Raw genomic sequence first — 25,821 nt, 5'->3', positions numbered from 1 at the left:
ATGAATAGAATGCCTTCGAGGAGAAGGCAAGAAATGACCGGGGGAAGTCATGGAACCAGTACAGGGGCAAGTCGCGTCTGCGGCAGGTGAAGATCAATCTATTTTCCAGAGTAACTTGCCGCTCGCCGAAAAACTGGAGCGAGCGCGGGTTGAATTGCTCGATTTATCCGCACGCAACCGCCTGCTTAATGTGCCACGGGGTGCACGGGGAAGCCGCTTCATCGAAATCATCGATGAGAAAGTCGGTGAGATATTTCGGTTGCTGGTCCGAGAGGGGAAAACTTTCACCTTTTTGGCGGGACGCGCCGTAGAGACCAAGAATTCGGAATCTGACGAAGGTTCGAAACAAGTACTGGTCGAACCCGATGAAATCGAGGAATTGGCCCAGCCAGAAGATGACAGCACGGACGAGCGGGGTGTCTTGCGACGACACACCGACACTCGCCTGCAAACCCGGTTGACCAGCAAGGGTCTCCAGAAGCGTCTCTTGGAACTTTATCTGGATGCACGCACGTTGGAGGAGGAGCAGGGTGTCAATGTACTCTTCTTGGCGATGGGCGCCCTGAAATGGGTCGATCCCAACAATGCAGAGAACACGCGTTACGCACCACTTCTACTCGTTCCTGTTCAGCTTGATCGAGGCAATGCCGGTGAACGCTTCAATCTAAAGGCAAGACAGGAGGACTTTGCGTCCAACCTTTCCCTTGAAGCTTATCTCGACCGAGTGCATGCGCTCCGTATGCCAACTTTTGAGGCGAGCGACATGTTCAATCCGCTCGACTACATGGAGTTGGTTCGGCAGAGCGTTGAGACGAAGGATGGGTGGGAGGTATTCCCCGACCAGATGTCGGTGGGATTTTTTTCCTTCGCTAAGTTTTTGATGTATCGGGATCTGGATCAAGCGGTTTGGCCCAAGGGCGCCGCGATAGGTGACCACCCGCTGGTCCGCTCGCTGTTGGCGGACGGATTTGCTGGTGGCGAGGACCTCGCACACGAGGACGCTAACATCGATGCGTTGATTCCTCCATCTGAAATGCTCCACATTCTTGATTGCGACAGCTCACAGGCACTAGCGATCCATGAAGTGCGGCGAGGTAAAAACTTAGTCATCCAAGGGCCACCGGGGACAGGTAAGAGCCAGACGATCGCCAACATCATCGCTGCCGCAGTCAAGGACGGAAAGAGCGTACTCTTTGTGGCCGAAAAGATGGCCGCGTTGGATGTGGTAAAACGCCGTCTCGATGACAAAGGCGTCGGCGACGCTTGCTTGGAGCTGCACAGTAACAAGGCCAACAAGCGCGCGGTGTTGGATGAGTTGCGGCGCACGTGGGAATTGGGTGCTCCCAAGGTTGCAGACCCGGGAAGCCTTTTCGCGCGTCTGACTGAGGCGCGCGACAGCCTCAACACCCATGCAAGGAATTTGCATACCGTCGATTCGAAATCGGAGCTATCACCGTTCCAGGTCATTGGTCACTTGGTTCGTTTGCGCGAACAGGGCGAGCGTCCTAATGACATTCAACTAGAGAGTCCGGAGCAGTGGGGTAAGGATGGTTTCGCTGCGCGACAGGATTTACTGGCAGATTTGGCGAGTCGTGTGACAGAGATTGGTCGGCCGGCCGATCATGCTTGGGTAGGAGTGGGATTGGCTGCGATCTCACCGATGGATGCTGAGCGTTTGGTCGCGCGTGTTCAGCAGCTACTTGAACGGGTCTTGGCAGAGCAGCAGCAGTTCGACGCTGTCGCCGAACTCTTGGAACTGGAACCGCCGCTTCGATTGTCCGATCTTCCTCCGATGGTGGAACTGCTCAAGCGCATCGCGGAGGCACCCAAACTATCCGCGTCTGCCTTGGGACATGACAGTTGGAAAACCCCAGATCCGATCTTGCATCTGCTCGAGCTGGGTCAGCGGTATGCGGTACAACGACAGGCCCTGATCGGACGAGTTGTCGAGGACGCATGGGATACCAACCTCGATGACACTCTCGGTGCCTTCACGGAGCTTCCCGAGACTTTTAGTGCGGAGCAGTTCCAACGCCTCGCCCGGATATCCGAAGAACTGCCCCGCTTACTGACTGAGGCGGCGGCGCTTGCGCGCCAATTGGGGCGAGAGCCGGGATCCACGTTTGAAGATTTTCGGACGCTGGCCCGTATCGGGGAGCGAGTGGCATCTGCGCCGCCTGCCAGCCCGGAAACATTCGCGTCGGATCTGTGGGATGGCGGGGTCGAGCGAGCCGGAGAGGTCGCTCAAGCAATTGCCGACTATGAAGCCGCCAAGGCCGCCATTGGAGTTCAACTGACCGAGGCGGCATGGTCCCTCAACTTGGCGCATGCACGTGCGACATTGGCATCGCGTGGCACAAGCATTTTTCGTTTTTTGAGTGGTGAATGGCGTGCGGCCAATCGATTGGTCGGATCCGTTCTCGCGACACCCAATCAGCCGCTTTCCATCGTATTGGGGTTGCTGGATACGCTGACCAAGGGGCAGGACGCGAAAAAGATTGTCGACGCGGAAGATGCTTTTGGGCGTAGCGCGTTTGGCGATGATTGGCGTGGGGCGAAGTCGCAGTCAGCGCCGCTCTTGGCGTTGGTCGAATGGATGCGGTCCCTGAAAGGACTGGGCGCAGAGCCGCGATTGATTGCCGCGCGCAGCCCGGCAAAGACGGAGGTGGCGGCACGTGCTCAGCAACTCTCGTCTGTCTGCCAGCAGATTGAACGTGGGCTAATTGAGGTATGGGCGGATCTTGGAATAGCCCGGGATCCTGTATTTGGCGAAGTCGCGGCGGTGGAGCGTGCCGATTTAGATTCGCTGCTCCAGCTCGCGGTGCGATATACGGGCGCGTATTCGGCCGCACGTGTGCTAATCCCGGATGGAGTCTCCAACGTCGGAGAAATTCGCGCTGTCTTGGAGGCGTTGGTCGCTGGTCAATGCGATCGTCAAGCAGTGCGCGAGGGATTAATGTGCGGGCGGGCCGCCTTCGATGGTGAGTGGCAAGCGGAACAGTCGAACTGGGCGTTGCTGCGGTCGGCCGCGGACTGGATCGGACAGAACCCAGATATCCGAGCTTTAGCTGGTCGGATAGGCGAACGAGAGAGTTTGACGCCGCGCGCAGAAGTATTGGCGGCATCGCAGGCGTTCATCCAGGCGAGCTTTAAGGCTTTGACTGACGAACTCCAATTGGATTTGGAGGCTTCAATTGGCGGCACGATTCTAGATGCAAGGCTTGATGTCCTTGTTTGGCGGCTGCGACGCTGGAGCGAGGAGCATGAACAGCTCTTTCGCTGGGTGAACTACCGCGATCGCTCGGCGCGGGCCCGAGCTCAGGGTTGCAGCGATTTGGTGGCGCGCCTGGACGATGGCCGACTGGCACCGGAAGCGCTGGCTTGCGCGTTCGAGATGGCCTATTTTGAAGCGATTTATGCGCGCATGGTTCGCCTCGAACCCGATCTTGCCCGGTTTGATGGGGCTACTCATGGGCGCCTCGTGCAGGAATTTGTCGCCCTGGATCGGCAGCGGATTGTTGCCGCAAGTGCGGAAGTAGTGCGGACGCATTACCAGAACGTTCCTCCGCGGGATGGCGGTGCGCTGGGCCCGCTTGGTGTACTGCGGGGTGAGATTCAAAAAAAGAAAGGTCATATATCGCTGCGCAAGCTCGTGGAGAGAGCCGGTCCAGCTCTACGGGCCCTCAAACCGGTATTCATGATGAGTCCGCTGTCGGTGGCGCAGTTCCTTGTACCGGGCACTATGGAGTTCGATTTGCTGGTGATGGATGAGGCAAGTCAGATCCAGCCCGTTGACGCCTTGGGAGCTATCGCGCGTTCAAGGCAGGTCGTTGTGGTCGGTGATCCAAAGCAACTGCCGCCCACCGCCTTTTTTGCCAAGATGACCTCGAGCAACGAAGACGAGGATGACGATGGAGCGACTGCGGTCGCTGATATCGAGAGCATCCTGGGCTTATTCACAGCTCGTGGCCTGCCTACGAGGATGTTGCGCTGGCACTATCGCAGCCGCCACCAGTCATTGATTGCGGTCAGCAATCGTCAGTTCTACGAGAACAAGCTTTATATCGTGCCGAGTCCCTATACAGCGCAGGGTGGGCGAGGGTTGAGATTTCACCATATACACGACGGTTTGTTCGACGCAGGTAATAAGCGTACTAACTTGATCGAAGCGAAGGCAGTGGCACAGGCGATCATTGCCCACGCACGTACGTACCCGAAGCTCTCGCTGGGCGTAGCAGCTTTTTCTGCCGCCCAGCGTCGCGCCATCATTGACGAACTTGAACTTTTGCGCCGCGGGCTGTCCTCAGAGGTTGAGGACTTCTTCAAGGCGCATCGCTCGGAACCGTTCTTCGTTAAAAACCTGGAAAACGTCCAGGGTGATGAGCGTGACGTCATCTTTATTTCTGTCGGCTATGGTCGATCTGTACCTAACGGTCGAGTACCGATGCGTTTTGGTCCGTTGGGTACAGCGGGAGGTGAGCGACGGCTGAATGTTTTGATTAGTCGAGCCAAGCAGCGATGCGACGTGTTTGCATCCCTGACAGACGAGGATATTGACCCGGCCTATGCGGCGGAGCGGGCCGGGGTAAACGCGTTCCGAATATTCCTCCAGTATGCGCGCACGGGACGCCTGCCGATGGCGGAGGTCACGGGGCGCGACCACGACAGCATTTTCGAAGCGCAGGTGGCCAACGCGCTCCGAGCGAGAGGCTATGAGGTTCAGGCGCAAGTGGGCCTGGCCGGGTTCTTTATTGATTTGGCTGTCCTCGATGCCGACCGACCGGGACGATTTTTGTTGGGTATCGAATGTGATGGTGCGGCTTACCACAGTGCTCGCTCGGCTCGAGATCGCGATCGACTGCGGCAAACAATCTTGGAGGAGCACGGTTGGGCCATCCACCGGATTTGGAGTACGGATTGGTTTCAGCGTCCAACCGAGCAATTAGACGCGTTGATTCGTCGTATCGAGGCTCTCAAGGTCGATTTCGACGAACTGCAGGAGGACGTTGCGCTAACGGAGCAGTTGGATGCAGAGGCACCCTATGTGGAGCGTGAGGCCGTGACCGACGCAGAAGACGCCGCCGGTTTTGCGCCATATGAAGAAGTGACGTTGGTGCGTCCCAGCCATCTCGTCGGAGAACTCTATGAGGCGCCGCTGGGAGCGCTGACTGAATTGGTGGTCCAGGCAGTCCAAGTCGAGGGCCCGGTACATCGGGACCACATCGTCACACGGATGCGAGAGGCGTGGGGCTTGAAGCGGACCGGTGGCCGAATCGAAGACGCGGTCGGGCGATCCATTGACATTGCAGCCGAGACAGGTCGTATCGCGCGATCGGGGGAATTCCTGTCTACGCCTGACAGTGTGCCCGTGCCTCGTGATCGTTCAGCGGTCAATGCCATCGCCCTCCGTCGAGCCGATATGCTGCCACCGGCGGAGATCGAAGTTGCTGCTCTCCAACTGATTGAAAGGAGTTTCGGCGCGACGCGAGATCAGGTTATCCAGGCCGTGTCGCGTGGATTTGGCATCCGTAACACGAGCAGTCAGATACGAAGCGTGCTTGAACAGGCGGTCGACACTTTGATTTCTCGACAGCAATTGAAGGAGGTCGCGGGGGTGCTGACCTCCACAGATCAATCGAGGGGATCGATTCAATAGCGAACGAGAAGAAATTTCGGCGTACCGGGCTAATCGCGGTGGAATTGGTATATCCCGCCGCGGTTGCTCTGCGGCGGACATCTGTTGAGTCCACATGCCAAGGCTGCTTCTATGTAAACCTGTCGACGTCGAGCCTCTGAATGGCCATCTGTTAGTTCCGCGAGCCTCATGCGTCTTCCGGACCGGAGATGTTGGGCAGTTTTGCATGCGACTTGAAAACGGCATTCTTTGGCACGAGGCAAAGCTGGCTACGTCTGCGCACGCTATCGCGGAACATAAACGTCCATCGTTGTGACGGGGCGAAAGGAAATCGAGAGGAATGTAGCTAGTCTCGATGGGTGTTATTTGAGCGACGACAGGCCACGCCGACGATTGATGGGCTCTTTGGCGGGTACAAATAAAAAACGGGCCGAGAGGCCCGTCTTTGCTGGTGTCCTGGCGGAGAGAGGGGGATTCGAACCCCCGATAGGCGATTAACCTATACACGCTTTCCAGGCGTGCGACTTAAACCACTCATCCATCTCTCCGGAAGACCGAGAGTATAGCAAACTCCGGCGGCCTCCCGCCACCCCCTTCGACGAGCGGCTGTAAGCTGCCGGAAATCCGCTTTCCGCGGCCAGCGCGTCCGTGCAGCTGTACGCGATCCTCGCGGCGACGATCGTCTCGATCGACGTGATCGGGGATGACCAGCACCCGGCCCCAAGTCTGCTATCTTCCCCGGCATCTCATTGCTTCCTCCGCCTCTCCATGACTGACCGCATCGTCGCCGCGTTCGATTTCGACGGCACCATCACGACCACCGACAGCTTCCGCCATTTCGTCCGTTACGCGGTCGGCACGCCGCGCTTCGCGTGGGCCGGGCTGCGCGCGCTGCCGTGGATCGTCGCAATGAAAGCCGGCCTGCTGTCGCGCGGCGATGCGAAGGCGAAGTTCGCATGGTTTGCATTCGGCCCGATGGGCGACGACGCGCTCGATGCGCTCGCGCGCCGGTTCGTCGACGGCTATCTGCCGAACCTCGTGCGTCCGGACATGCTGGAACGGGTGCGCGAGCATCGCGCGCGCGGGCACGAAGTCGTGCTGGTCAGCGCGTCGCCGTCACTGTATCTGGAGAAGTGGGCGAAGACGGCGGGCATCGACACGGTGCTCGCGACGCGCCTCGCGTTCGAGCGCGGCAGGTTCACCGGGCGGCTGAACGGCGAGAACTGCTGGGGTCCGCAGAAGGTCGTGCGGTTGCGTGGCTGGTGGGGAAATCGGGCGCCCGCGAAACTGTTCGCCTACGGCGACAGCCGCGGCGACAAGGAAATGGCCGAACTCGCGAACTGGGCATGGATCCGCGGGCACGGACCGATGCCGCCGATCGGCGACTGACGAACCGACGGGACCGGCGCGCCCCGCGCCGCGCGTCGCCGTTACGCGTCGGCCCGCTGCACGCTGCGCATCTCGCGAGTCGGACGATACGCGCCCCAGCGATTCGCCCGCCCGAACGTGCCGACATCGTTGAACCGCACGCCGACTTCACGCAGCGCCGCATGCGCGGTGCGCGCGGTCAACTGCCGGATGTAGAACGGATCGCGCACCACGAAGTGATGAATCGCGTGCGTGCTGCCGAAGTTGAAGCAGAACAGCTGGAACGGCAGCATCCACCACGGGTTGAGCACCTGAGTCTGCTGGATCACGTTGCGCGAGTCGATGTCGCCGAAGTAATGCATGTTCGAGCTGACGAAGTTGATGCAGAAGCTGCGCACGAAGTTCGGCCCGAGCCACACGACCGCGAGGAAATCGACGACGTGCATCACGCGCTCGACGACGGCCGGCACGGTGATCGCATGGCCGAACGCATGCAGCGCGAACAGGCCGACGTGATAGACGATGAACGCGTGCCACAGCGCGTAGTACGCGTGACCGATCGGCATGTAGGACGACACCTGCTCGACACGCAATTGCACACGTTCGGACGCATCCTGCACCGATTGCGCGGCGACATACTGCTTGACCTTGCGGCGCATCGCATCCGGTCGCAACACGACGGCGAGCATCCCGTCCGCGATCATCAGCAGCCGCTTCACGCCCCAGCGTTCACCGTTGGTGATGCCGAATTCCTCGAGATCCGATTCGCCGCCCGATACCTTGTGGTGATGCAGGTGCATGCGCCGGCGCGTCCACGGGTTGATCGTGCCCGGCCGCGTGAGCCAGCACAGCGCCATCATCAGGTGATAGGCCCACGGCGTCTTCTTGAAGTACATCAGGTGGATCAGGTCGTGCTCGAGTTCGTGGATCAGCGACGTGACGAACGCGGCGAGCGGCAGCGCGACGTACCACGCGATTGCGCCGCGCGCATACAGCCACGCGATCGCGAGCATCGCGCTGACCGACACGGCCATCACGGCCGCGCCGACGAGGTTCTGGTTGTCGAGCAGCGGAAAGCGCGCGCGGATCGCGTCGCTCGCGGCGTTCACCTCGCGGCGGACATACGCGACCTTGTCGGCGTCGTGTCGAAAGACGGTTCGTGCGGGTTGGCTCATCGACCGGAATCCGTGCGGAAAGAGTGGGGCGCAATGCCGATGTGACAAGCATAGGCGCACCCCGTCGCGCACACGAGGGCCGCCGGTGCCAATGATGGTGTCATTTCGGGCCACGGTCGCCGGCGCGACGGCGACCGATGCGGCCCCGCGCGGCTAGAGTGCCGCCGTGGTGTCATTGCGGGCCAGCGACGCTACAATCCGCCGAAACCGCACCGGAGTCCGCCGCATGGCCCTGTCCGCCCCGGATGCCGCGCGCCAGCTGAACAAGGCGACGGTATCGTCCGCGTATGCGCTGTTCATGCTGATGCTCGCCGAGGAGCGCGGCATCGAGGGCGAGCGTATTCTCGCCGGCTCGGGCGTCGCGCGCGACCGGCTCGCACAGCCCGACGCACGCATCACGCCGCGGCAGCAGGCGGCGATCGTGTTCAACCTGCTCGACGCGACGAACGATCCGTCGATCGCGATCGAGATCGGCCTGCGCAGCAGCCTGACGAAATCCGGGCTGATCGGCTTCGGGCTGATGAGTTGCGCGACGCTCGGCGAAGCGATCGCGCTCGGCATCCGCTACCTGCCGACACGCGTGCCGTTCTTTTCGGTGCGGCTCACGCAGCTCGACGGGATCGTCGACATCGACGTGCTCGAGGCGTTTGCGCTCGGCCGGCTGCGCCAGTTCGCGGTGGAAAACTTCCTGGTCGAGACGGCGATCCTGTTCAACTCGCTGCTCGATCCCGCGCCGGGGCGCACGCTGCAGTCGCGTGCGGAACTGCATTTCGAATGGCCCGAGCCGCCGTGGTTCGAGCGCTATCGTGCGCGGCTGCCGCGCTGTCATTTCGACGCGAGCGCGAACCGCATCCGTTGCGACGCCGCGCTGCTCGACGAGCCGATCGGCACCGCGAACGCGCAGACCGCGCAGATGATCGTCCAGCAATGCGAGGCCGAGCTCGCGCGGCTCGGCTATGCGGAAAGCATCGTCGAGCGCGTGCGCAACCTGCTGATCTGCGGTGACGCCGGCTATCCGTCGGTGGACGACGTCGCGCGCGAACTGCATGTATCGGCGCGAACGTTGAAACGCAAGCTCGCGGAATTCGGCGCGACCTATTCGGCGCTGCTCGACGAGATCCGGCTGCGCGATGCGCTCCGGTTACTGGAGGGCACGCGCCTGCCGGTCGACGAGATCGCCGCGCGGGTCGGCTATACCGACCGCGCGAATTTCACGCGCGCGTTCAAGCGCTGGACCGGCGTCGCGCCGAGCGAGCGGCGCTGACGGCGCGCCGGGCGGCGCGATCCGGTGCCGGCCATGCGCACGGCGTCGATCCATCGGTCATTCGACCCATCAGACGAGCGCAACCCAGTTCGCGCCGCGCCCACCGGGCACGCGCGCGTGCAACGCCAGCGTGCCGTCGTCCGGCGCGATCGCGTAGACCGACACGTATTCCGACTGTTCGCCGCACGCGACGAGCCAGCGTCCCGACGGATCGATCGCGAAGCCGCGTGGCTGCGTTTCGGTGATCGTCGCGTGCGCGGGTTCGAAGCTGCCGTCCGCGGCGCGGCGATAGCAGAGCAACTGGCTCGACGTGCGTTCGCTGACATACGCGAAGCGCTCGTCGGGCGTGAGGTGCAGATCGGCGGCCCACACGGCGGGCCCGGTCGGCGCGGGCGGGCGCGCATGGCCTTGCGCGAGGTCGGCGACGGCCGGGTGCCGCGTGCTGACCTGCGCGTCGCCGAGGCGGCCGCTGTCGGTGTCGCGGGCGAAGGTCGCGAGCGTGGCCTGGAATTCGCTGACCACGACGAGTGCACGGCCGTCGCGCGCGAAGCGCAGGTGACGCGGCCCGAAGCCGCCCGGCGCGCGCGTTTCGCCGTGTTCGAGCGCACGCAGGCCGCCGGCATCCTCGACCAGCGCGAACGTGAAGATCCGGTCCGAGCCGAGCGAACTCACATACGCGAAGCGGTTGTCCGGCGACACGACGACGGCATGCGCGTTCGTGATGCCGTGCGCGACCTGCAGCGGCGCACCGTCGCCGTCACGCATGCGTGCGGCGTCGTAGAGGCTCAGCGAATTGCCGCCGTACGACGCGCCGAGCAGCCAGCGGCCGCTGCGGTCGAGCGACAGGTACGCATGGCTCGCGTCGATCGCGGTCGCGCCGATGCGTGCGAACGCGCCGGTGCCGGTCGCGACGCGGAACGCGACGATCGTCGGCTGCTCGCCGCGCGTCGCGACGTACAGCCGCGCGCGATCGGGCTGCACGGCGATGGGCATCGCGGCGTCGCCGACCGGGTAGCGGGCGAGCGGCGCGAGCGCGCCGTCGGACGTGAGCGAGAACGTGGCGAGGTCGCCGTCGACGGCATTCGAGACGACGACGGTCAGGCGATCAGTGTTCGGCATGGCGGAGCATCGCGGTGTTCGTGAAGGACTCGTCGGCCGGCAGGCCGCGCGGCGGATCGCTGCGCCGGTACGTGCGCGCGAACAGCGCGGCGACCGCCGCGACGAGGGACGCGATCGCGAGCGCATACAGGCCGCCCGTGATCGAACCCGTATGTTGCTTCAGATAGCCGAATGCCGTCGGCGCGACGAAGCCGCCGAGGTTGCCGATCGAGTTGATCAGCGCGATCACGGCCGCGGCCACGCGCGTGTCGAGGTAGCCCTGCGGGATCGGCCAGAACAGCGACGACGCGGCCTTGAAGCCGAGCGCGGCGAAGCAGATCGACGCGAACGACCAGACGGGATCGTGCGACGTCGACGCGAACAGCCCGCACGCGGCCAGCACCAGCGCGAACGACAGCCAGCGCTGCGGATGCTTCCACTTCGCGGACAGCACCGCGAAGCCGTACATCGCGCCGATCGCGATCATCCACGGAATCGTGTTGTAGAGACCGACCTGGAAGTCGGTGAGGCCGCCCATCTTGCGGATGATCGTCGGCAGCCAGAAGGTGGCCGCGTAGATCGTCAGCTGGATCGCGAAATACAGGAAGCAGAACAGCATGATCTGCGGGTCGCGCAGCAGCGTGGTGGCCGACACGTGCACCTTCGAGCGCACGTCGCGAGTCGCGCGCTCTTCATCGAGGGCGTTCTGGAGCGCCGCACGTTCGTCGGCGGTGAGCCACGTCGCGTCGCGGATGTGCGATTTCAGCAGCAGCCAGTTCGCGCCGCACAGGGCGACCGAGAACATCCCTTCGATCAGGAACATCCACTGCCAGCCCTGCAGGCCGAAGCCGTGGATCGACAGCAGCGCGCCGGTGACGGGCCCGGACAGGACCGACGCGAACGCGGAACCGCCGAGGAAGATCGCCATCGCCTTGCCGCGTTCCTGCGGCGGCAGCCATTGCGACAGGTACAGCACGACGCCGGGGAAGAAGCCGGCCTCGGCCGCGCCGAGCAGGAAGCGCAGCGCATAGAACGACGTGTCGTTCCACACGAACGCCATCGCGGCCGCGACGATGCCCCACGTCGCCATGATCCGCGCAAGCCAGATGCGTGCGCCGTAGCGCTGCATCAGCAGGTTCGACGGCACTTCGAACAGCGCGTAGCCGACGAAGAACAGGCCGGCGCCGAGCCCGTACGCGGCCGCGCCGATTCCGATCGACGCTTCGAGGTGGCGATCGACGAAGCCGACGTTCACGCGGTCGATGTAGTTCGCGATGAACATGATCAGCACGAGCGGCAGCACGTGCCACTTCACTTTCGAAACGGCGGACGCGAGCGGGTCGCGGCCGGGCAGGGCGGGTGAGGTCAAGGGTGTCTCCGGTCGGGCGGCGAACGGGGCGGCGGCCCGCGTCGGCGTCGGGATGGTGATTTAAGTAGTATGTCGTCGTATGACATGGTACGCCTGAGGTCCAGGCGTGGCGTCGCGGGTTTACCCCGAATATACCCAAATATTGGGGAATATCATGAGGGTGTCGACGGGTTCAATCACATCTGATGACGTATGACGTGGGATCGCCAACACCGGCTGACAGCCGGCGCTCGGCAGGCTCCGCGGCGCCGCGCTTCGGCGGGCTTCGCCCTGGGAGCAACCGGCGGGGTTCCGCCGCGGCCCGCTACGCCATCGACACGACGCTGTTCAGCAGCGTCTTCACGAGCACGGCCTGCCGCGTCGCGCCCGTCTTCGCGAAGATCCCGCGCAGGTGCGCGCGGGCGGTGTTCTTCGTGATGCCGGTCGCGGCGGCCGCTTCGTCGAGTGTCAGGCCGTCGACGAGCAGCAGCGCGATCTCGGTTTCCATCGGCGTGAGGCGAAACAGCCGGTGCAGCATGTCGCGCGAGGTCTGCGGCGACGACGCCGGATCGCGGACGAACACCGCGACGGCCGGCCGGTGCTGGCGGTCCTGCGCGCCGTGATACGGCGCGAGCGGGCGCAGCAGCACGTTCAACGGCATCGCGCCGCCGGGGCGCGACAGCGTGGTGGCCTCGATGCGCCCGAGCGCGCCCGCGCGGAAATGCTCGAGCGTGGCCTGCAGCGCCTTCTGCAGCCGGCGCTCGTCGAGCGGGCACGACGCATGGAGCCGCGCCTGGCGCAGGCACAGGCCGTCCTGCTGCTCGATCAGCCGCTCGGCGATGCGGTTGTGCTTGATCACGCGGCCGTCCTCGTCGAGGATCGCGGTGCCGACGTCGAGCCTGTCGACGGCGCCCGCGTACAGCGCGCGCTCGGCGTCGAGCACGTCGAGCGCCGCATGCAGCTCGACCGCGCGCTGCAGATGCGGCAGCAGCGTCGCGACCTGCGCGCGTTCGGCCGCGTCGAAATCGCGGCCGTGATGCGCGCGGCTCACGAAGAACGCGCACTCGACGCCGCCCTCGCCGCGCAGAACCGCACCGAGGATGAAGCGCAGGTCGAGCGGTTGCAGGTACTGCCGGTAGAAATCGTGCGCGCACCATCGGGCGGCGCCGAACAGCGCGTCGGCCGTGAACACCTGGCCGGGCGGCTGGTCGAGAAACGGGCACAGCGCGTAGAACTGCTCGCTGTACGACGGCTCGCCGGGCAGCAGCGGGCCGTGCGCCGATGCGTTGATGATGAGCCCGCGCCGCGAGCCGCCGGGGTTGCGCAGCACGAGCGTCGTGAAGCTCGCGTCGAGCCGCACGCGCATCGCTTCGAGAAAGTCCGCCCACGGCGTCGTTTCGGACGGGCCCTGATAGACGAGCCCGAGCCACGCGCTGAGTTCGCGGGCCGTCCATGCCGCGTCGTCGAAACCGTCGTGCGCGGCCGTGTCGCCGGGCGCCAGCGCGATCCGCATGCTCGTGTTCTCCTGGGTCGGGGTGAATGCTGCCGACCCAGCATACCGACCGGCCAGCGGCCCGCGTCATCCGAACGGAGTAGACGACGCGGGCCGTGGCTAGGCGGCGGCGCTTGTGCTGCCCGAGCCTGCTTATGCTGCTTACGTCGCTTATGCCGCGCGCTCGCGCAGCAGGTACGCGACGATGCGCTCCGCCGCCGCTTCCGGCGACTCGGTCACCGTATCGATGCGCAGCTCGGGCCGCGCGGGCGGCTCGTACGGCGAGTCGATGCCCGTGAAGTGCTTCAGCTCGCCCCGGCGTGCCTTCTTGTACAGGCCCTTCGGATCGCGTTCCTCGGCGATCGCGAGCGGCGTGTCGACGAACACTTCGACGAACTCGTCGCGGCCGACCAACGCGCGGGCCATGTCGCGTTCCGCGCGGAACGGCGAGATGAACGACACGAGCGTGACGAGCCCGGCATCGAGCATCAGCCGCGCGACCTCGGCCACGCGCCGGATGTTCTCCACGCGATCGGCCTCGGTGAAGCCGAGATCGCGGTTGAGCCCGTGCCGCACGTTGTCGCCGTCGAGCAGGTAGGTGTGCTTGCCGAGCGCATGCAGTCGACGCTCGACGAGGTTCGCGATCGTCGACTTGCCCGCCCCAGACAGCCCGGTCAGCCACACGATGCGCGGCGTCTGCGCCTTCTGCACCGCGCGCGCGTCGCGGTCGACGTCGACCGCCTGCCGGTGCACGTTGTGCGCGCGGCGCAGCGCGAAGTGCAGCATGCCGGCGCCGACCGTGTCGTTGGTGAAGCGGTCGATCACGATGAAGCCGCCCGTGTGGCGGTTGCGGTCGTACGGATCGAACGCGACCGGCCGGTCGAAGCTCAGGTTGCACACGCCGATCTCGTTCAGTGCGAGCGTGCGCGCGGCGAGATGCTCGCGCGTGTTCACGTCGATCTTGTACTTCGGTGTCGCGCAGGTCGCGCCGACCGTCTGCGTGCCGAGCTTCACGAAATACGGCCGGCCCGGCAGCAGCGGCTCGTCGTGCATCCACACGAGCGTCGCCTCGAACTGGTCGGCCACCTCCGGCGGCGCGTCGGCACGCGCGATCATGTCGCCGCGGCTGATGTCGATTTCGTCGACGAGCGTGAGCGTCACCGCTGCGCCGGCGCGCGCGACCTCGGCTTCGCCGGCCGGCGTGATCACCGACGCGACGCGGCTTTCCTTGCCGGACGGCAGCACGCGCACGCGTTCGCCGACGCGGACTTCGCCCGACGCGATGCTGCCGGCGTAGCCGCGGAAGTTCAGGTGCGGACGGTTGACCCATTGCACGGGCAGCCGGAATGGTTCGTCGCGTGTCACGCGCTCGACGATCGGCAGCGTGTCGAGATGCTGCAGCAGCGTCGGGCCCGCGTACCACGGCATCCGCGTGCCCGGCGCGATCACGTTGTCGCCGCGCAGCGCGGATATCGGAATGCTGACGATCTCCTCGAGACCGAGTTCGGCCGCGAACGCGCGATAGTCGGCGTCGATGCGCTCGAACACGGCGCGGTCGTAGTCGACCAGATCCATCTTGTTGATCGCGAGCACCACGCGCTTGATGCCGATCAGCGCGACGAGGTGGCTGTGGCGGCGCGTCTGCGAGAGCACGCCCTTGCGCGCGTCGATCAGGATCACCGCGAGATCGGCGGTCGACGCGCCGGTGATCATGTTGCGCGTGTACTGTTCGTGGCCGGGGGTATCGGCGACGATGAACTTGCGTCGCGCGGTGGCGAAAAAGCGGTACGCGACGTCGATCGTGATGCCCTGTTCGCGCTCGGCCGACAGACCGTCGACGAGCAGCGCGAAATCGAGTTCGCCGCCTTGCGTGCCGACCTTCTTCGAATCGGCCTCGAGCTGGGTCAGCTGGTCGTCGAACAGCATGTTCGATTCGTAGAGCAGGCGACCGATCAGCGTGCTCTTGCCGTCGTCGACGCTGCCGCAGGTGATGAAGCGCAGCAGGTCCTGCGTCGGTGCAGCGTCGGCATGCATGTCGGGTGTCGCTTGCGCGCGCGTGTCGGGCGCGGTGAGAACGTGTGCCATCAGAAATAGCCCTCCTGTTTCTTCTTTTCCATCGAACCGGCCGAATCGCTGTCGATCAGCCGTCCCTGGCGCTCGGACGTGCGCGTGTCGCGCATCTCCTGCACGATGTCGTCGAGCGAAGTCGCGTCGCTGTCGATCGCGCCCGTCAGCGGATAGCAGCCGAGCGTGCGAAAGCGCACCTTGCGCATCTGCGGCACTTCGCCTTCGCGCAGCGGCAGGCGTTCGTCGTCGACCATGATCAGCGCGCCGTCGCGCTCGACCACGGGCCGCTCCTTCGCGTAGTAGAGCGGCACGATCGGAATGTCGTGCAGCTGGATGTACTGCCAGATGTCGAGCTCGGTCCAGTTGGAGATCGGGAACACGCGCAGGCTTTCGCCCTTGCGCTTGCGCGCGTTGTAGAGCGACCAGAGTTCGGGGCGCTGGCGCTTCGGGTCCCAGCGGTGCTGCGCCGAGCGCAGCGACACGATGCGCTCCTTCGCGCGGGACTTCTCCTCGTCGCGGCGCGCGCCGCCGAACGCGGCGTCGAAGCCGTAATGGTCGAGCGCCTGCTTGAGCCCCTGGGTTTTCCACACGTCGGTGTGCATGGCCGAGCCGTGCGTGAACGGATTGATGCCGTTCGACACGCCGTCGGGATTCACGTGCACGCGCAGGTCGAGGCCGAGGCGCGCGGCCGTCTCGTCGCGAAACGCGATCATCTCGCGGAACTTCCACGTCGTATCGACATGCAGCAGCGCAAAGGGCGGCTTCGCCGGGTAGAACGCCTTCATCGCGAGATGCAGCATGACCGAGCTGTCCTTGCCGATCGAATAGAGCATCACCGGGTTTTCGCTTTCCGCGACCACCTCGCGCATGATGTGGATGCTTTCGGCCTCCAGTCGCTCCAAGTGGGTCAACATCGTTCGTCTCCTTGTTTCATGCCGGCGCCGCGCGACATGTGCGGCGTTTCGTGCATGACGCCAACGGTATCGAGCGAGGGGAGGCCGTTCTTCGTCCGGGTGGACTAAACCGCGGTGCGCTCGCGCAGCGGATCTTTCCTTAGTCCACCCGGACGAAGTGGTGCGCGCGGCGCTCGCTTAAGGTGAGCGCTCGACCATCGGCGGAGACGACACATGACGGACGACACACGTGCCACGCAATTGCTTTCGGGCCAGACCTGGGCCGATTTCTGCGACACCCTGAAACGCAGCGGCCAGCAGATCCTGCGCGCCGAGGCGCCGGACGATCCGCTCACGCGCGCGGAAGGGTTCCGCTACCTGAGCCGGCTGATGCGCATTGCCCTCGAGATGCACGTCGAGTTCGCGGACGGCGCGTGGCCCGGCTTCTTCTCGCCGTCGCACGAGACCGCGAAGATCGGCGCCGACAATCCCGACAACCTGTACCAGTACGCGCGCCTCGACGGCCGCTGCGAATATCGCGTGACGGGGCGGCGCGGCACGGTCGCGTACCTGAGCTTCGGCACGCAGAAGGGCGGCTACGAGACGGACGGCAAGATGCTGCAGACCGGCTTTCTCGATGCGAAGCAACTCGAGCTCGCGCCGGACGGCAGCTTCGAGATCGTGCTGAGCGAGACGCCGCGCGCGGGCAATTGGGTGCGCATGGAGCCGGGCACGAACGCGCTGCTGGTGCGCCAGACCTTCCTCGACCGGCGCGCGGAGACGCCGGCGCAGTTGAAGATCGCGCGCATCGGCGCGCACGATCGTCCGGCGCCGCTCGACCCGCTCGTGCTGCAGGGCGGCCTCACGCGCGCCGCGCGGTTCGTCGAGCAGACGTCGAAGCTGTTCGCCGACTGGGCCGCGAGCTACGGGTCGCACGTGAACGCGCTGCCGCCCGCCGATCAGGCGCTGTGCCAGTCGGTCGGCGGCGATCCGAACATCTACTACTACCACTCGTGCTGGTCGCTGGCCGAGGACGAGGCGCTCGTGATCGACGTCGACACGGTGCCCGACTGCGACTTCTGGAACGTGCAGCTCAACAACTACTGGATGGAGTCGCTCGACTACCGGCACTTCGACATCTGCGTGAACAAGCACGGCGCGCGGCTGAATGCCGACGGCGGCGTGACGGTGGTGGTCGCCGCGTCGCGGCCGGGTGACGCGAACTGGCTCGATACGGCCGGGCATCGCACCGGCACGATCTGCTGGCGCTGGGTCGGGGCCGCGCAGCCGGTGCATCCGCGCACGCGCGTCGTCAAGCTCGCCACGTTGCAGGCGGCGGCATGAACGCGCCACTCGACCAGATCCGCGCGCAGCTTAACGCCGACGGGTTGATCGCCGAGGCCGTGTCGCGCACGGGCGGGCTCACCGCGTTCGGCGACGGGCCGTATCGCGAGGCGCTCGACGTGATGTGCGCATCGCTGATCGACGAAGCGAAGCTGTCCGCGCGCGGCGCGGAGATGATGCGCGAGAAGCTCGTCGGCCAGCTCGTGAACCGGCTCGTCGTCGAGTACTACGGCCGCCGCCATCCGGAGATCGCCGACATCGCGATCGACGATCCGCTCGTGATCGTCGGGCTGCCGCGTACCGGCACGACGCTGCTGCAGCGGCTGCTCGCCGTCGATCCGCGCTTTTATTCCGCCGCGTGGTGGGAAACGCGCTATCCGGCGCCGCTCGCCGGCGAGACGCTCGACGCACCGACCGTGCGCATCGCGCGCGCGCAGGCGGAGGTCGCGATGATGATCGACTGCATTCCGCAGATCCTGGCCATTCATCCGCTCGATGCGATGCTCGCCGACGAGGAGTTCATGCTGATGGAGCACTCGTTCGTGTGCGCGATGGATTCGTACGCGAACGTGCCGACGTATACGGCGTGGCTCGCGAAGCAGGACCTGACGCCGGTCTATACGTACCTGAAGCGGATGCTGCAGTTCCTGCAGTGGCAGAAGGCGCGGCGCGGCGTCGCGCCGGCCGAGCGCTGGCTGCTCAAGACGCCGCAGCACCTGCACGCGCTCGACGTGCTGTGCCGCGTGTTCCCGCGGGCGCAGGTGGTGCTCACGCACCGCGAGCCGGCGCAGACGATTCCGTCGATGGCGAGCATGGCGCACACGTTGTGGCAGATGTATGCGGACGACCCGGATCCGCGCACGGTCGGCACGCAGTGGAACGCGGGGATGGCGCGTGCGATCGGCGCGGCGATGACGGCGCGCGACGCGCTGCCGGCCGAGCGATTTCTCGACGTGCGTTTCGAGGACACCGTGTCGAATCCGCTCGGCGTCGCGCAAGCCGTGTACCGCTTTGCCGGCATGCCGCTCGATGCGCGGCAGTGCGCGGCGATGACGGACTGGATGGCGCGCAACGGCCGCGACAAGCGTGCCGCGCACGACTATTCGATCGCGCGCTTCGGCTTCACCGCTGCGCAACTGGCGCACGATTTCGCCGCGTATCGCGCGCGGCACCTGCAGGCGGCCGGCTGACGGCGCGCCCGCGAGACCAACGACCACCAGGAGACAACCCATGTTGCTGAAGGACAAGATCGTCGTGATTTCCGGGATCGGGCCGGGGCTCGGCGTGAAGCTCGCCGTCGAGGCGGCGCGCGAGGGCGCGCGCGGCGTCGTCGTCGCGGCGCGCACGATGGAGAAGCTCGAGGATGCGGAAGCACGGATCGGCGCACTCGGCGTCGCGTGCGACGTGCTGAAGGTGCGCACCGACATCGCCGAGCGCGCGCAATGCCGGCAACTCGCGACGCTGGCGATCGAGCGCTTCGGCCGGATCGACGCGCTCGTGAACAGCGCGTTCGTGCACGGCACGTTTCCGGAGGCAGTGGAGGACGCCGATCTCGACGGCTGGCGCGCGGTGTTCGACACCAACGTGTTCGGCACGATGACGCTCACGCAGGAAATCGTGCCGCACATGAAGCGGCAGAAGCGCGGCGCGATCGTGATGATCAACACGCAAGCGACTCGCAAGCCATTTGCAGGGGAATCGGGCTACGCTGTATCGAAGGGCGCGCTCGCGGTTGCGGCAAAATATCTGGCGCGCGAGCTCGGCGTGCACGGGATCCGCGCGAACAGCATCCACATGGGGTGGATGTGGGGCGTGCCGACGCAGACGTATTTCCGGCAGGCGGCAGCCGAGTACGGGATGACGGAGGAGGAGATCATCGCGCCGGTCGCGTCGAACATCGCGCTCGCGAAGCTGCCGACCGACGACGACTGCGCGCGCGCGGCGCTGTTCCTTGCGTCGGATTATGCGAACGCGGTGACCGGTGCGACGCTGGATGCGAACGGCGGCGATTTCATGCCCTGAGGAGGGAGCAGCGAATCATGCAGGAAACTCGACAGGCACGGCATTTCTTCGCGTTCAACGGCGACGCGGATGGCCTCTGCGCGCTGCAACAGCTGCGGCTCGTGGAGGGCGCGGGCGGCACGCTCGTGACCGGCGTGAAGCGCGACATCAAGCTGCTCGAGCGAATCGACGCGCGGGCCGGCGATCGCGTGACCGTGCTCGACGTGTCGCACGACCAGAACCGCGACGCATGTGCGCGGCTGCTGCGCGACGGCGCCGCGGTTCGCTACTTCGATCATCACTTCGCGGGCGCGTTGCCCGGCGATCCGCGTTTCGATGCGTATATCGACACGGCCGCCGACATCTGCACGAGCGCGCTCGTGAACCGTTATCTCGGCGGCCGGCACGTGCGCTGGGCGATCGTCGCGGCGTTCGGCGACGAACTGCCGGCGCTTGGCGACGCGCTCGCCCGCGAATACGGAATCGACGAAACCGAACGCTGCACGCTGGCCGAGCTCGGGCTCTACCTGAACTACAACGCATACGGCGACTGCGTCGGCGACCTGCATTTCGATCCGGCGGTGCTGGCCGATGCGATGCTGCCGTGCGTCGATCCGCTCGACTTCGTGCGTGACACGCCGGTGTTCGCCGCGCTGCGCGACGGCTATCGCGACGACATGGCGCGGGCATGCGCGCTCGTGCCGCTGCGCGACGTGCCGGGCGCGACGCTGATCAGGATGCCGGATCAACCGTGGGCGCGGCGCGTGTCGGGGATGCTCGCGAACGAGCGGATGCGCAATGCGCCGCATGCGGCGCTTGCGGTGCTGTCGCCGCGTGCGCAGGGCGGGCTCGTGGTCAGCGTGCGCGTGCCCGACGGCAGGCCGCTCGGCGCCGACGAGTTCTGCCGCGGTTTCCCGACCGGCGGCGGGCGCAAGCGCGCGGGCGGCATCAACCATCTGCCGGAAGCCGAGTTCGACGCGTTCGCCGAGCGTTTCGAAGCGGCGTTCCGTCTGGACTGACCCGCGGGCCTGCGACGCGCGCGCCGTGCTGCAATGCCACGGCGCGCGCGTCGCGCAGCTTCAGCCGATCGCGTCGGCGAGGCCCGTCGCGCGAGAGTCGATCGCCGCGTCGCGCGTGAACCCCGCATCGGTTTCTTTCCGTCACGCGCCCGAGCGCCCGCGCGCCGCGTGCAGCGCTTCCGCGCGCTGCTTCACGTCCCGCGCGCACTGGTCGAACCCCTGTTTCACCCAGCCGCCGTGCTCGCGCATGATCGTTTCCGCGTTGATGCCGAGAAACTGGTCGGTCGTGAAGTAGCGGCAGCGTTCGGCGCCGTCGGCTTCGACATACTGATCGCGGCGCGCGGCGTCCCGGTTGTCGTCGGTCGCGCGCTGCTCCCACGACAGCAGGCGTTCCGGCTCGCAGGCAACGAGGATTTCGTTGACGGGAATGACGGTCTCCGTGCCGGGAATGCGCACCTGCATGTGGACGAAGTCGCCGATTCGGCCGGTCGTTTCGAGGCCGACGCAGAACGTGTTCCATTCACCGTAGCGCGGGAAGTCGGTCAGCACTTCCCAGACGACGGAAGCGGGCGCGTCGATCGCGACGGTGATCGAGGTGACGAGATTGGCTGGTTTGGTCATGGCGGTATCGGGTGAGATTGATGATGAGGACGGGACTGCGGGACTGCGGGACTGCGGGATCGCGTGGCCGCACGGCCGGACGCACTGCGGCGGACGGAGCGGTCCGCGCGGGCGCCGGCGGGCAGGGCACAGGCGTCGCGCGATGCGCGTGGCCGGTGTGCGGCCGGCGCGTGCCGCGCGTCGCGGCGAACCCGACATCGAGCGTAGGCCGGCGCATGCGACGAAGAATCGTCGGAATGGACTAAGGCGTTTCACCGGGCCGGCGATCCGGCGTCGGCACGCGATGCACGCGCGGGCGCCGCATGCGTTGCATGCATCGACATCGCGCGAGCCTGCCGCGACAATACGGGTCACTTTCAATTTCCTGCCGCGAGGTGCCCGTGTCAGCCAAGTCGTCCGTTGCTCCTGCCGTCGTGTGGTTCCGCGACGATCTGCGCGTGACCGACCAGCCCGCGCTGACGCGCGCAGTCGCGTCGGGCCGGCCGCTCGTATGCGTGTATGTCGACGATACGGGCGAGGGGGCGGGGCGTGCGCTCGGCGGCGCGGCGCGCTGGTGGCTGCACGGCTCGCTCGCCGCACTCGACGGGGCGCTCGCGCGTCGTGGCGGACGCCTGCTGCTGTTGCGCGGCGATGCGCAGCGCGAGATCGAGCGCGTCGTGCACGACACGGGCGCGGTGGCCGTGTACTGGAACCGCCGCTACGCGCAGCCGCAGCGCGATGCCGATGCGGCGTTGAAGGCGTCGCTGAAGGTGCACGGCCTCGAGGTCGAGAGCAGCAACGGCAGCCTGCTGAACGAACCGTGGGAAGTGATGACGGGCGCCGGTACGCCGTTCCAGGTGTTCACCGCATACTGGCGCGCGGTGCGGCGCGATCGCACGGTGGCGGCGCCGCTGCCCGAACCGGAGCGGATCGCGTTTCATCCGTGGCCGGCCGGCGTGCGCGAACGCGCGCTGGCGCTCGACACACTCGCGTTGCGCCCGCACGCGCCGGACTGGGCGGGCGGTCTGCGCGACGCGTGGCCGGCACCCGACGAAGCCGGCGCGCACGCGCGGCTCGATGCGTTCGTGAACGAGTCGCTGGCCGGCTACGCCGACACACGCGATCGACCCGGCCAGCCCGCGACGAGCCGGCTGTCGCCGTTCCTGCGCTTCGGCAACGTGTCGCCGCGACAGGTGTGGCATGCGGTGCAGGGGGCGGCACCGGCGGGCGGTGCGGCGTGCGCGGCCGGTGCCGAGAAATTCCTGAGCGAACTCGGCTGGCGCGAATTCAGCCACGTGCTGCTGTATCACTTCCCGGCGCTCGCGACCGACAACTTTCGCGCGCAGTTCGACGCGATGCCGTGGCGCGACGATCCCGCCGCGCTGCGCGCATGGCAGCGCGGGCTCACCGGCTACCCGCTCGTCGATGCGGGAATGCGCGAGCTGTGGACGACCGGCTGGATGCACAACCGCGTGCGGATGGTCGTCGCGTCGTTCCTCGTCAAGCATCTGCTGATCGACTGGCGGGCGGGCGAGCGCTGGTTCCACGACACGCTCGTCGATGCGGACGCCGCGAACAACCCGGCGAACTGGCAATGGGTGGCCGGCTGCGGGGCCGACGCCGCGCCGTATTTCCGCATCTTCAATCCGGTGACGCAGGGCCGGAAGTTCGACCCGCAGGGCGCGTACGTGCGCCGCTGGGTGCCGGAACTCGCGGGCCTCGACGCGGCGGCGATCCATGCGCCCTGGGAGGCGTCCGCGGCGCAGCTGGCGGCGGCCGGCGTGCGGCTCGGGCTCGACTATCCGGCGCCGATCGTCGATCACGACGGCGCGCGCCGTCGTGCGCTCGATGCGCTGGCCACGTTGCCGAAGTCGAGCGCCGCCGGTCATCCGCGCGCGGTGTAACGTGCCGCGTCAGTTGCAGAACGCCGCATGCTCGAGCAGCGCGAGCGCGAGGCCCGAATCGAAGTAGGTCACGCCGCACCACGCGACGAACGCGAGCACGCCGGCGGCCAGCGCCGCACGGATCAGGCCCATGCGGCCTTGGCCGACCTGGGGCGCGCGATGCGCGCGTCGTCGATCGGCAGGTGCAGCAGCGCGGCTAGCACGCCGAGCGCGATCGAGCCGATCCACAGCGGCAGGTACGAATGCGTCGCGTCGTACACGAGCGCGCCGAGCCACACGCCGAAGAAGCTGCCGAGCTGGTGCCCGAAGAAGACGAAGCCGAACAGCGTCGCGATGTAGCGCACGCCGAACACCTGCGAGATCACGCCATTGGTCAGCGGCACCGTGCCGAGCCACGTGAAGCCCATCACGGCCGCGAACACGTAGACGCTCACGGGCGACAACGGCGCGGCAACGAACGCGGCCATCGCCAGCGCGCGCACGAGGTACAGCACGGATAGCACGTACTTGCGCCGCAGCAGCCCGCCGAGATGGCCGCACGCGTAGGTGCCGGCCACGTTGGTCAGCGCGATCAGCGCGAGCGCGACGCTGGCATGGCGCGCGGGCAGGCCATGATCGAGCAGGTAGGCCGGCAGGTGGGTCGCGATGAACGCGAGCTGGAACCCGCATGCGAAGAACCCGGCGTTCAGCAGCCAGAAGCCGCGGTGCGCGAACGCTTCGCGCACGGCCGCCGCGATCGACTGGTCGGTGCTGTCGGCATGGCTCGTGGCCTGCGCGGGCCGGTCGCGCACCAGCACGGCGAGCGGCGCGAGCAGCGCGGCGACGAGGGCGAGCGCGACGAATGCATGCTGCCAGCCGATGCCGCCGATCAGGACCTGCGCGACCGGCACCATGCAGAACTGGCCGAGTCCGCCGATCGCGCCGGCGACGCCGAGTGCCCAGCCGCGCTGGTCGGGCGGAAACAGCCGGCTCAGCGCCCCGTAGATCGACGCGAAGGCCGACCCCGACAGCGCGATGCCGATCACGAGCCCCGCGCCGGCCGTGAACACGCCGATCGACGCCGCCAGCGCCATCGTGACGAGCCCGGCCGCGTACAGCAGCATGCCGGCGACGATCACGCGCACCGACCCGAAGCGGTCGGCGATCATCCCGGTAAACGGCTGCGCGATGCCCCAGATCAGGTTCTGCAGCGCGAGCGCGAGACCGAACGCTTCGCGCGACCAGCCGTGGTCGAGCGTGACGGGCGCGAGGAATAATCCCTGCACGTGGCGGATGCCGAGCGCGGCGCCCATGATCAGGCCGCCTGCGAGTACCGGCAGCCAGCGGCGCCGGGCGTCTCGTTCGATCGGGGTCATGCGTGTCTCCGGATGAATGCGTGCGGCGCGACGGCCGCGTTCGATCCGATTAGACGATCCGGTCGCGGTGTCGCTCAAGCGATCATTCGGTCGGGTTCGCATGCGTGCAGGGAATGCGAGACGGGTCGGACGCGCTGCCGGAGAGGAGGGCGGTGCGGGCCGGGTGCGTGGAGCCGCTGCCGCGCAGGCTGTCGGCGCAACACGCGGCCGATGCGCTGTTACGGCGCCGGTCCATCGCCTGCGGCGGCGTGATCCGTCGCACAACGATCGCCGCCGCCGGCATCGACTCGACGCGAAAAATCGCGCGCGGCTACCGCTGCGCCACGTCGTACGCGCGCATTGCCGCGTCGCACTCGGCCGCTTCGGCGAGAATCCAGTCGCGCACGTCGGCGACTTCGCGGCGCGGTGCCGGATCGTGCCGGAACAGCCAGTAGCCATAGGCATCCGACGACGCCTGCGAGCGTGGGCCGAGCACCGCGAGCCGTCCGTCGGCGAGCATCGGCGCGACGAGCGCGAGCCGTCCGAGCGCGACGCCCTGGCCGGCGATCGCGGCGTGGATCACCTGGTCGTACTGGTTGAAGCGCAGCACGCCCTTGGGGCGCGCGTCGCCGAGGCCGGCTGCGTGCAGGTGCGCACGCCATTGCAGCTGCGTTTGCGGCGGTCCGTCGAATTCGAGCAGCACGTGGTCCGCGATCGCGGCCGCGTCGGTGACGGGCCGGGCGGCCAGCGCGGGGTGCGCGACCGGCACGACGATCTCGTCGAACAGCCGCACCGCGCCGGCCGGCGCGCGCTCGCGCGGGCAGTAGCGGATCCCGAGGTCGATGCCTTCCGCGCGCAAATCGAGTACCTTGTCGTTCGCGGCGACGCGCAAGTCGACCTCGGGCAGGCGCGCCTGCAGGCGCCCGAGTCGCGGCAGCAGCCACAGCGCGGTGACGCCGATGCTCGCGGTAATCGTGACGGGCTGGCGCTCGCGCGCGGCGGCGAGCGACGCGACGGTGTCCTGCAGGCTGAGCAGCGCCGCATCCGCGGCGCGGAACAGCCGCTCGCCTTCGGGCGTGAATGCGATCTTCCGATAGCCGCGCTGCAGCAGCGCGACGCCGAGATGCGCTTCGAGCGCATGCACCTGGCGGCTGACGGCCGACTGCGTGACGCACAAGTCCTGCGCGGCGAGCGTGATGCTCATGCGGCGGCCGACGGCGACGAAGCCGCGCACGAGGTCCAGCGACGGGAGACGGACGAGCGGCGTTGACATGCGTAG

General features: G+C 66.5%; 18 protein-coding genes and 1 tRNA gene. 8 read left to right on the top strand and 11 right to left on the bottom strand.

What is annotated here, in order from left to right; translation table 11 throughout:
* Positions 1-49: 49 nt before the first annotated feature.
* Entirely contained in the window at positions 50-5,656 is a 5,607-nt protein-coding gene (locus tag LMA02_RS11240) for a DUF3320 domain-containing protein (protein WP_228904937.1), read from the top strand.
* 436 nt (positions 5,657-6,092) lie between these two features.
* Here the strand turns inward: LMA02_RS11240 and LMA02_RS11235 are convergent.
* A tRNA-Ser gene (locus tag LMA02_RS11235) sits at positions 6,093-6,183 on the bottom strand.
* 220 nt (positions 6,184-6,403) lie between these two features.
* On the opposite strand from LMA02_RS11235, the gene LMA02_RS11230 reads away from it, so the two are divergent.
* Complete coding sequence (locus tag LMA02_RS11230; RefSeq protein WP_228904935.1) at positions 6,404-7,024, top strand: HAD family hydrolase; 621 nt, start codon at positions 6,404-6,406, stop codon at positions 7,022-7,024.
* 41 nt (positions 7,025-7,065) lie between these two features.
* Here the strand turns inward: LMA02_RS11230 and LMA02_RS11225 are convergent, their stop codons facing one another.
* Positions 7,066-8,178: a fatty acid desaturase gene (locus LMA02_RS11225; RefSeq protein ID WP_228904933.1), complete on the bottom strand. Its 1,113-nt coding sequence runs from the start codon at positions 8,176-8,178 to the stop codon at positions 7,066-7,068.
* Between the two features lie 226 nt (positions 8,179-8,404).
* On the opposite strand from LMA02_RS11225, the gene LMA02_RS11220 reads away from it, so the two are divergent.
* Positions 8,405-9,442, top strand: coding sequence for an AraC family transcriptional regulator (locus LMA02_RS11220; RefSeq protein WP_228904931.1), 1,038 nt, complete (start codon positions 8,405-8,407; stop codon positions 9,440-9,442).
* A 69-nt stretch (positions 9,443-9,511) separates the two neighbouring features.
* Here LMA02_RS11220 and LMA02_RS11215 read toward each other — a convergent pair whose 3' ends face one another.
* The 5 genes from LMA02_RS11215 to cysD form a co-directional block, all read right to left on the bottom strand.
* Positions 9,512-10,561, bottom strand: coding sequence for a lactonase family protein (locus LMA02_RS11215; RefSeq protein ID WP_228904930.1), 1,050 nt, complete (start codon positions 10,559-10,561; stop codon positions 9,512-9,514).
* Entirely contained in the window at positions 10,548-11,909 is a 1,362-nt protein-coding gene (locus LMA02_RS11210; protein WP_228904928.1) for an MFS transporter, read from the bottom strand. Before LMA02_RS11210 ends, LMA02_RS11215 begins: the two co-directional genes overlap by 14 nt.
* Before the next feature lie 304 nt (positions 11,910-12,213).
* Positions 12,214-13,401 (bottom strand): helix-turn-helix transcriptional regulator, encoded by a 1,188-nt coding sequence (locus LMA02_RS11205; RefSeq protein WP_228904925.1) that lies wholly within the window; start codon positions 13,399-13,401, stop codon positions 12,214-12,216.
* A 150-nt stretch (positions 13,402-13,551) separates the two neighbouring features.
* Positions 13,552-15,465, bottom strand: coding sequence for a sulfate adenylyltransferase subunit CysN (gene cysN, locus LMA02_RS11200; protein WP_228904924.1), 1,914 nt, complete (start codon positions 15,463-15,465; stop codon positions 13,552-13,554).
* Positions 15,465-16,361 (bottom strand): sulfate adenylyltransferase subunit CysD, encoded by an 897-nt coding sequence (gene cysD, locus LMA02_RS11195; protein ID WP_228904922.1) that lies wholly within the window; start codon positions 16,359-16,361, stop codon positions 15,465-15,467. Before cysD ends, cysN begins: the two co-directional genes overlap by 1 nt.
* A gap of 213 nt (positions 16,362-16,574) precedes the next feature.
* Between cysD and LMA02_RS11190 the strand changes: the two genes are divergently transcribed.
* From LMA02_RS11190 to LMA02_RS11175, 4 genes are read left to right on the top strand one after another with little or no spacing between them, the layout of a single operon-like run.
* Positions 16,575-17,684, top strand: a complete 1,110-nt coding sequence (locus LMA02_RS11190; RefSeq protein ID WP_228904921.1) for a DUF1214 domain-containing protein — start codon at positions 16,575-16,577, stop codon at positions 17,682-17,684.
* Positions 17,681-18,874 (top strand): sulfotransferase family protein, encoded by a 1,194-nt coding sequence (locus tag LMA02_RS11185; protein WP_228904920.1) that lies wholly within the window; start codon positions 17,681-17,683, stop codon positions 18,872-18,874. The genes LMA02_RS11190 and LMA02_RS11185 overlap by 4 nt, the downstream gene beginning before the upstream one ends.
* A gap of 40 nt (positions 18,875-18,914) precedes the next feature.
* Positions 18,915-19,706, top strand: a complete 792-nt coding sequence (locus tag LMA02_RS11180; protein ID WP_228904918.1) for an SDR family oxidoreductase — start codon at positions 18,915-18,917, stop codon at positions 19,704-19,706.
* A gap of 17 nt (positions 19,707-19,723) precedes the next feature.
* Entirely contained in the window at positions 19,724-20,704 is a 981-nt protein-coding gene (locus LMA02_RS11175; RefSeq protein WP_228904916.1) for an acetyltransferase, read from the top strand.
* A 141-nt stretch (positions 20,705-20,845) separates the two neighbouring features.
* Here LMA02_RS11175 and LMA02_RS11170 read toward each other — a convergent pair whose 3' ends face one another.
* Positions 20,846-21,325: an SRPBCC domain-containing protein gene (locus tag LMA02_RS11170; protein ID WP_228904914.1), complete on the bottom strand. Its 480-nt coding sequence runs from the start codon at positions 21,323-21,325 to the stop codon at positions 20,846-20,848.
* Between the two features lie 380 nt (positions 21,326-21,705).
* Between LMA02_RS11170 and LMA02_RS11165 the strand changes: the two genes are divergently transcribed.
* Positions 21,706-23,208, top strand: coding sequence for a cryptochrome/photolyase family protein (locus tag LMA02_RS11165; protein WP_228904912.1), 1,503 nt, complete (start codon positions 21,706-21,708; stop codon positions 23,206-23,208).
* Between the two features lie 9 nt (positions 23,209-23,217).
* Here the strand turns inward: LMA02_RS11165 and LMA02_RS35255 are convergent, their stop codons facing one another.
* The 3 genes from LMA02_RS35255 to LMA02_RS11155 form a co-directional block, all read right to left on the bottom strand.
* Positions 23,218-23,340: a hypothetical protein gene (locus tag LMA02_RS35255; RefSeq protein WP_267478966.1), complete on the bottom strand. Its 123-nt coding sequence runs from the start codon at positions 23,338-23,340 to the stop codon at positions 23,218-23,220.
* The gene (locus LMA02_RS11160) at positions 23,331-24,563 is read right to left on the bottom strand and encodes an MFS transporter (protein ID WP_228904910.1); all 1,233 of its coding nucleotides are present in this window, start codon (positions 24,561-24,563) and stop codon (positions 23,331-23,333) included. Before LMA02_RS11160 ends, LMA02_RS35255 begins: the two co-directional genes overlap by 10 nt.
* 310 nt (positions 24,564-24,873) lie before the next feature.
* Entirely contained in the window at positions 24,874-25,815 is a 942-nt protein-coding gene (locus tag LMA02_RS11155) for a LysR substrate-binding domain-containing protein (protein ID WP_175726170.1), read from the bottom strand.
* Between the last annotated feature and the right edge of the window lie 6 nt (positions 25,816-25,821).

It is taken from the genome of Burkholderia sp. B21-005 (genome assembly GCF_020843965.1).
Lineage (GTDB): Bacteria > Pseudomonadota > Gammaproteobacteria > Burkholderiales > Burkholderiaceae > Burkholderia > Burkholderia ambifaria.
This window is presented reverse-complemented; position numbering and strand designations above follow the sequence as displayed.

What these genes read in the sequence shown, in the direction of transcription:
- cysD (WP_228904922.1), bottom strand. Translation starts at nt 16,361, where the DNA reads ATGTTGACCCACTTGGAGCGACTGGAGGCCGAAAGCATCCACATCATG.
- LMA02_RS11170 (WP_228904914.1), bottom strand. Translation starts at nt 21,325, where the DNA reads ATGACCAAACCAGCCAATCTCGTCACCTCGATCACCGTCGCGATCGAC.
- cysN (WP_228904924.1), bottom strand. Translation starts at nt 15,465, where the DNA reads ATGGCACACGTTCTCACCGCGCCCGACACGCGCGCGCAAGCGACACCC.
- LMA02_RS11180 (WP_228904918.1), top strand. Translation starts at nt 18,915, where the DNA reads ATGTTGCTGAAGGACAAGATCGTCGTGATTTCCGGGATCGGGCCGGGG.
- LMA02_RS11175 (WP_228904916.1), top strand. Translation starts at nt 19,724, where the DNA reads ATGCAGGAAACTCGACAGGCACGGCATTTCTTCGCGTTCAACGGCGAC.
- LMA02_RS11230 (WP_228904935.1), top strand. Translation starts at nt 6,404, where the DNA reads ATGACTGACCGCATCGTCGCCGCGTTCGATTTCGACGGCACCATCACG.
- LMA02_RS35255 (WP_267478966.1), bottom strand. Translation starts at nt 23,340, where the DNA reads ATGGGCCTGATCCGTGCGGCGCTGGCCGCCGGCGTGCTCGCGTTCGTC.
- LMA02_RS11240 (WP_228904937.1), top strand. Translation starts at nt 50, where the DNA reads ATGGAACCAGTACAGGGGCAAGTCGCGTCTGCGGCAGGTGAAGATCAA.
- LMA02_RS11155 (WP_175726170.1), bottom strand. Translation starts at nt 25,815, where the DNA reads ATGTCAACGCCGCTCGTCCGTCTCCCGTCGCTGGACCTCGTGCGCGGC.
- LMA02_RS11220 (WP_228904931.1), top strand. Translation starts at nt 8,405, where the DNA reads ATGGCCCTGTCCGCCCCGGATGCCGCGCGCCAGCTGAACAAGGCGACG.
- LMA02_RS11215 (WP_228904930.1), bottom strand. Translation starts at nt 10,561, where the DNA reads ATGCCGAACACTGATCGCCTGACCGTCGTCGTCTCGAATGCCGTCGAC.
- LMA02_RS11190 (WP_228904921.1), top strand. Translation starts at nt 16,575, where the DNA reads ATGACGGACGACACACGTGCCACGCAATTGCTTTCGGGCCAGACCTGG.
- LMA02_RS11225 (WP_228904933.1), bottom strand. Translation starts at nt 8,178, where the DNA reads ATGAGCCAACCCGCACGAACCGTCTTTCGACACGACGCCGACAAGGTC.
- LMA02_RS11205 (WP_228904925.1), bottom strand. Translation starts at nt 13,401, where the DNA reads ATGCGGATCGCGCTGGCGCCCGGCGACACGGCCGCGCACGACGGTTTC.
- LMA02_RS11185 (WP_228904920.1), top strand. Translation starts at nt 17,681, where the DNA reads ATGAACGCGCCACTCGACCAGATCCGCGCGCAGCTTAACGCCGACGGG.
- LMA02_RS11160 (WP_228904910.1), bottom strand. Translation starts at nt 24,563, where the DNA reads ATGACCCCGATCGAACGAGACGCCCGGCGCCGCTGGCTGCCGGTACTC.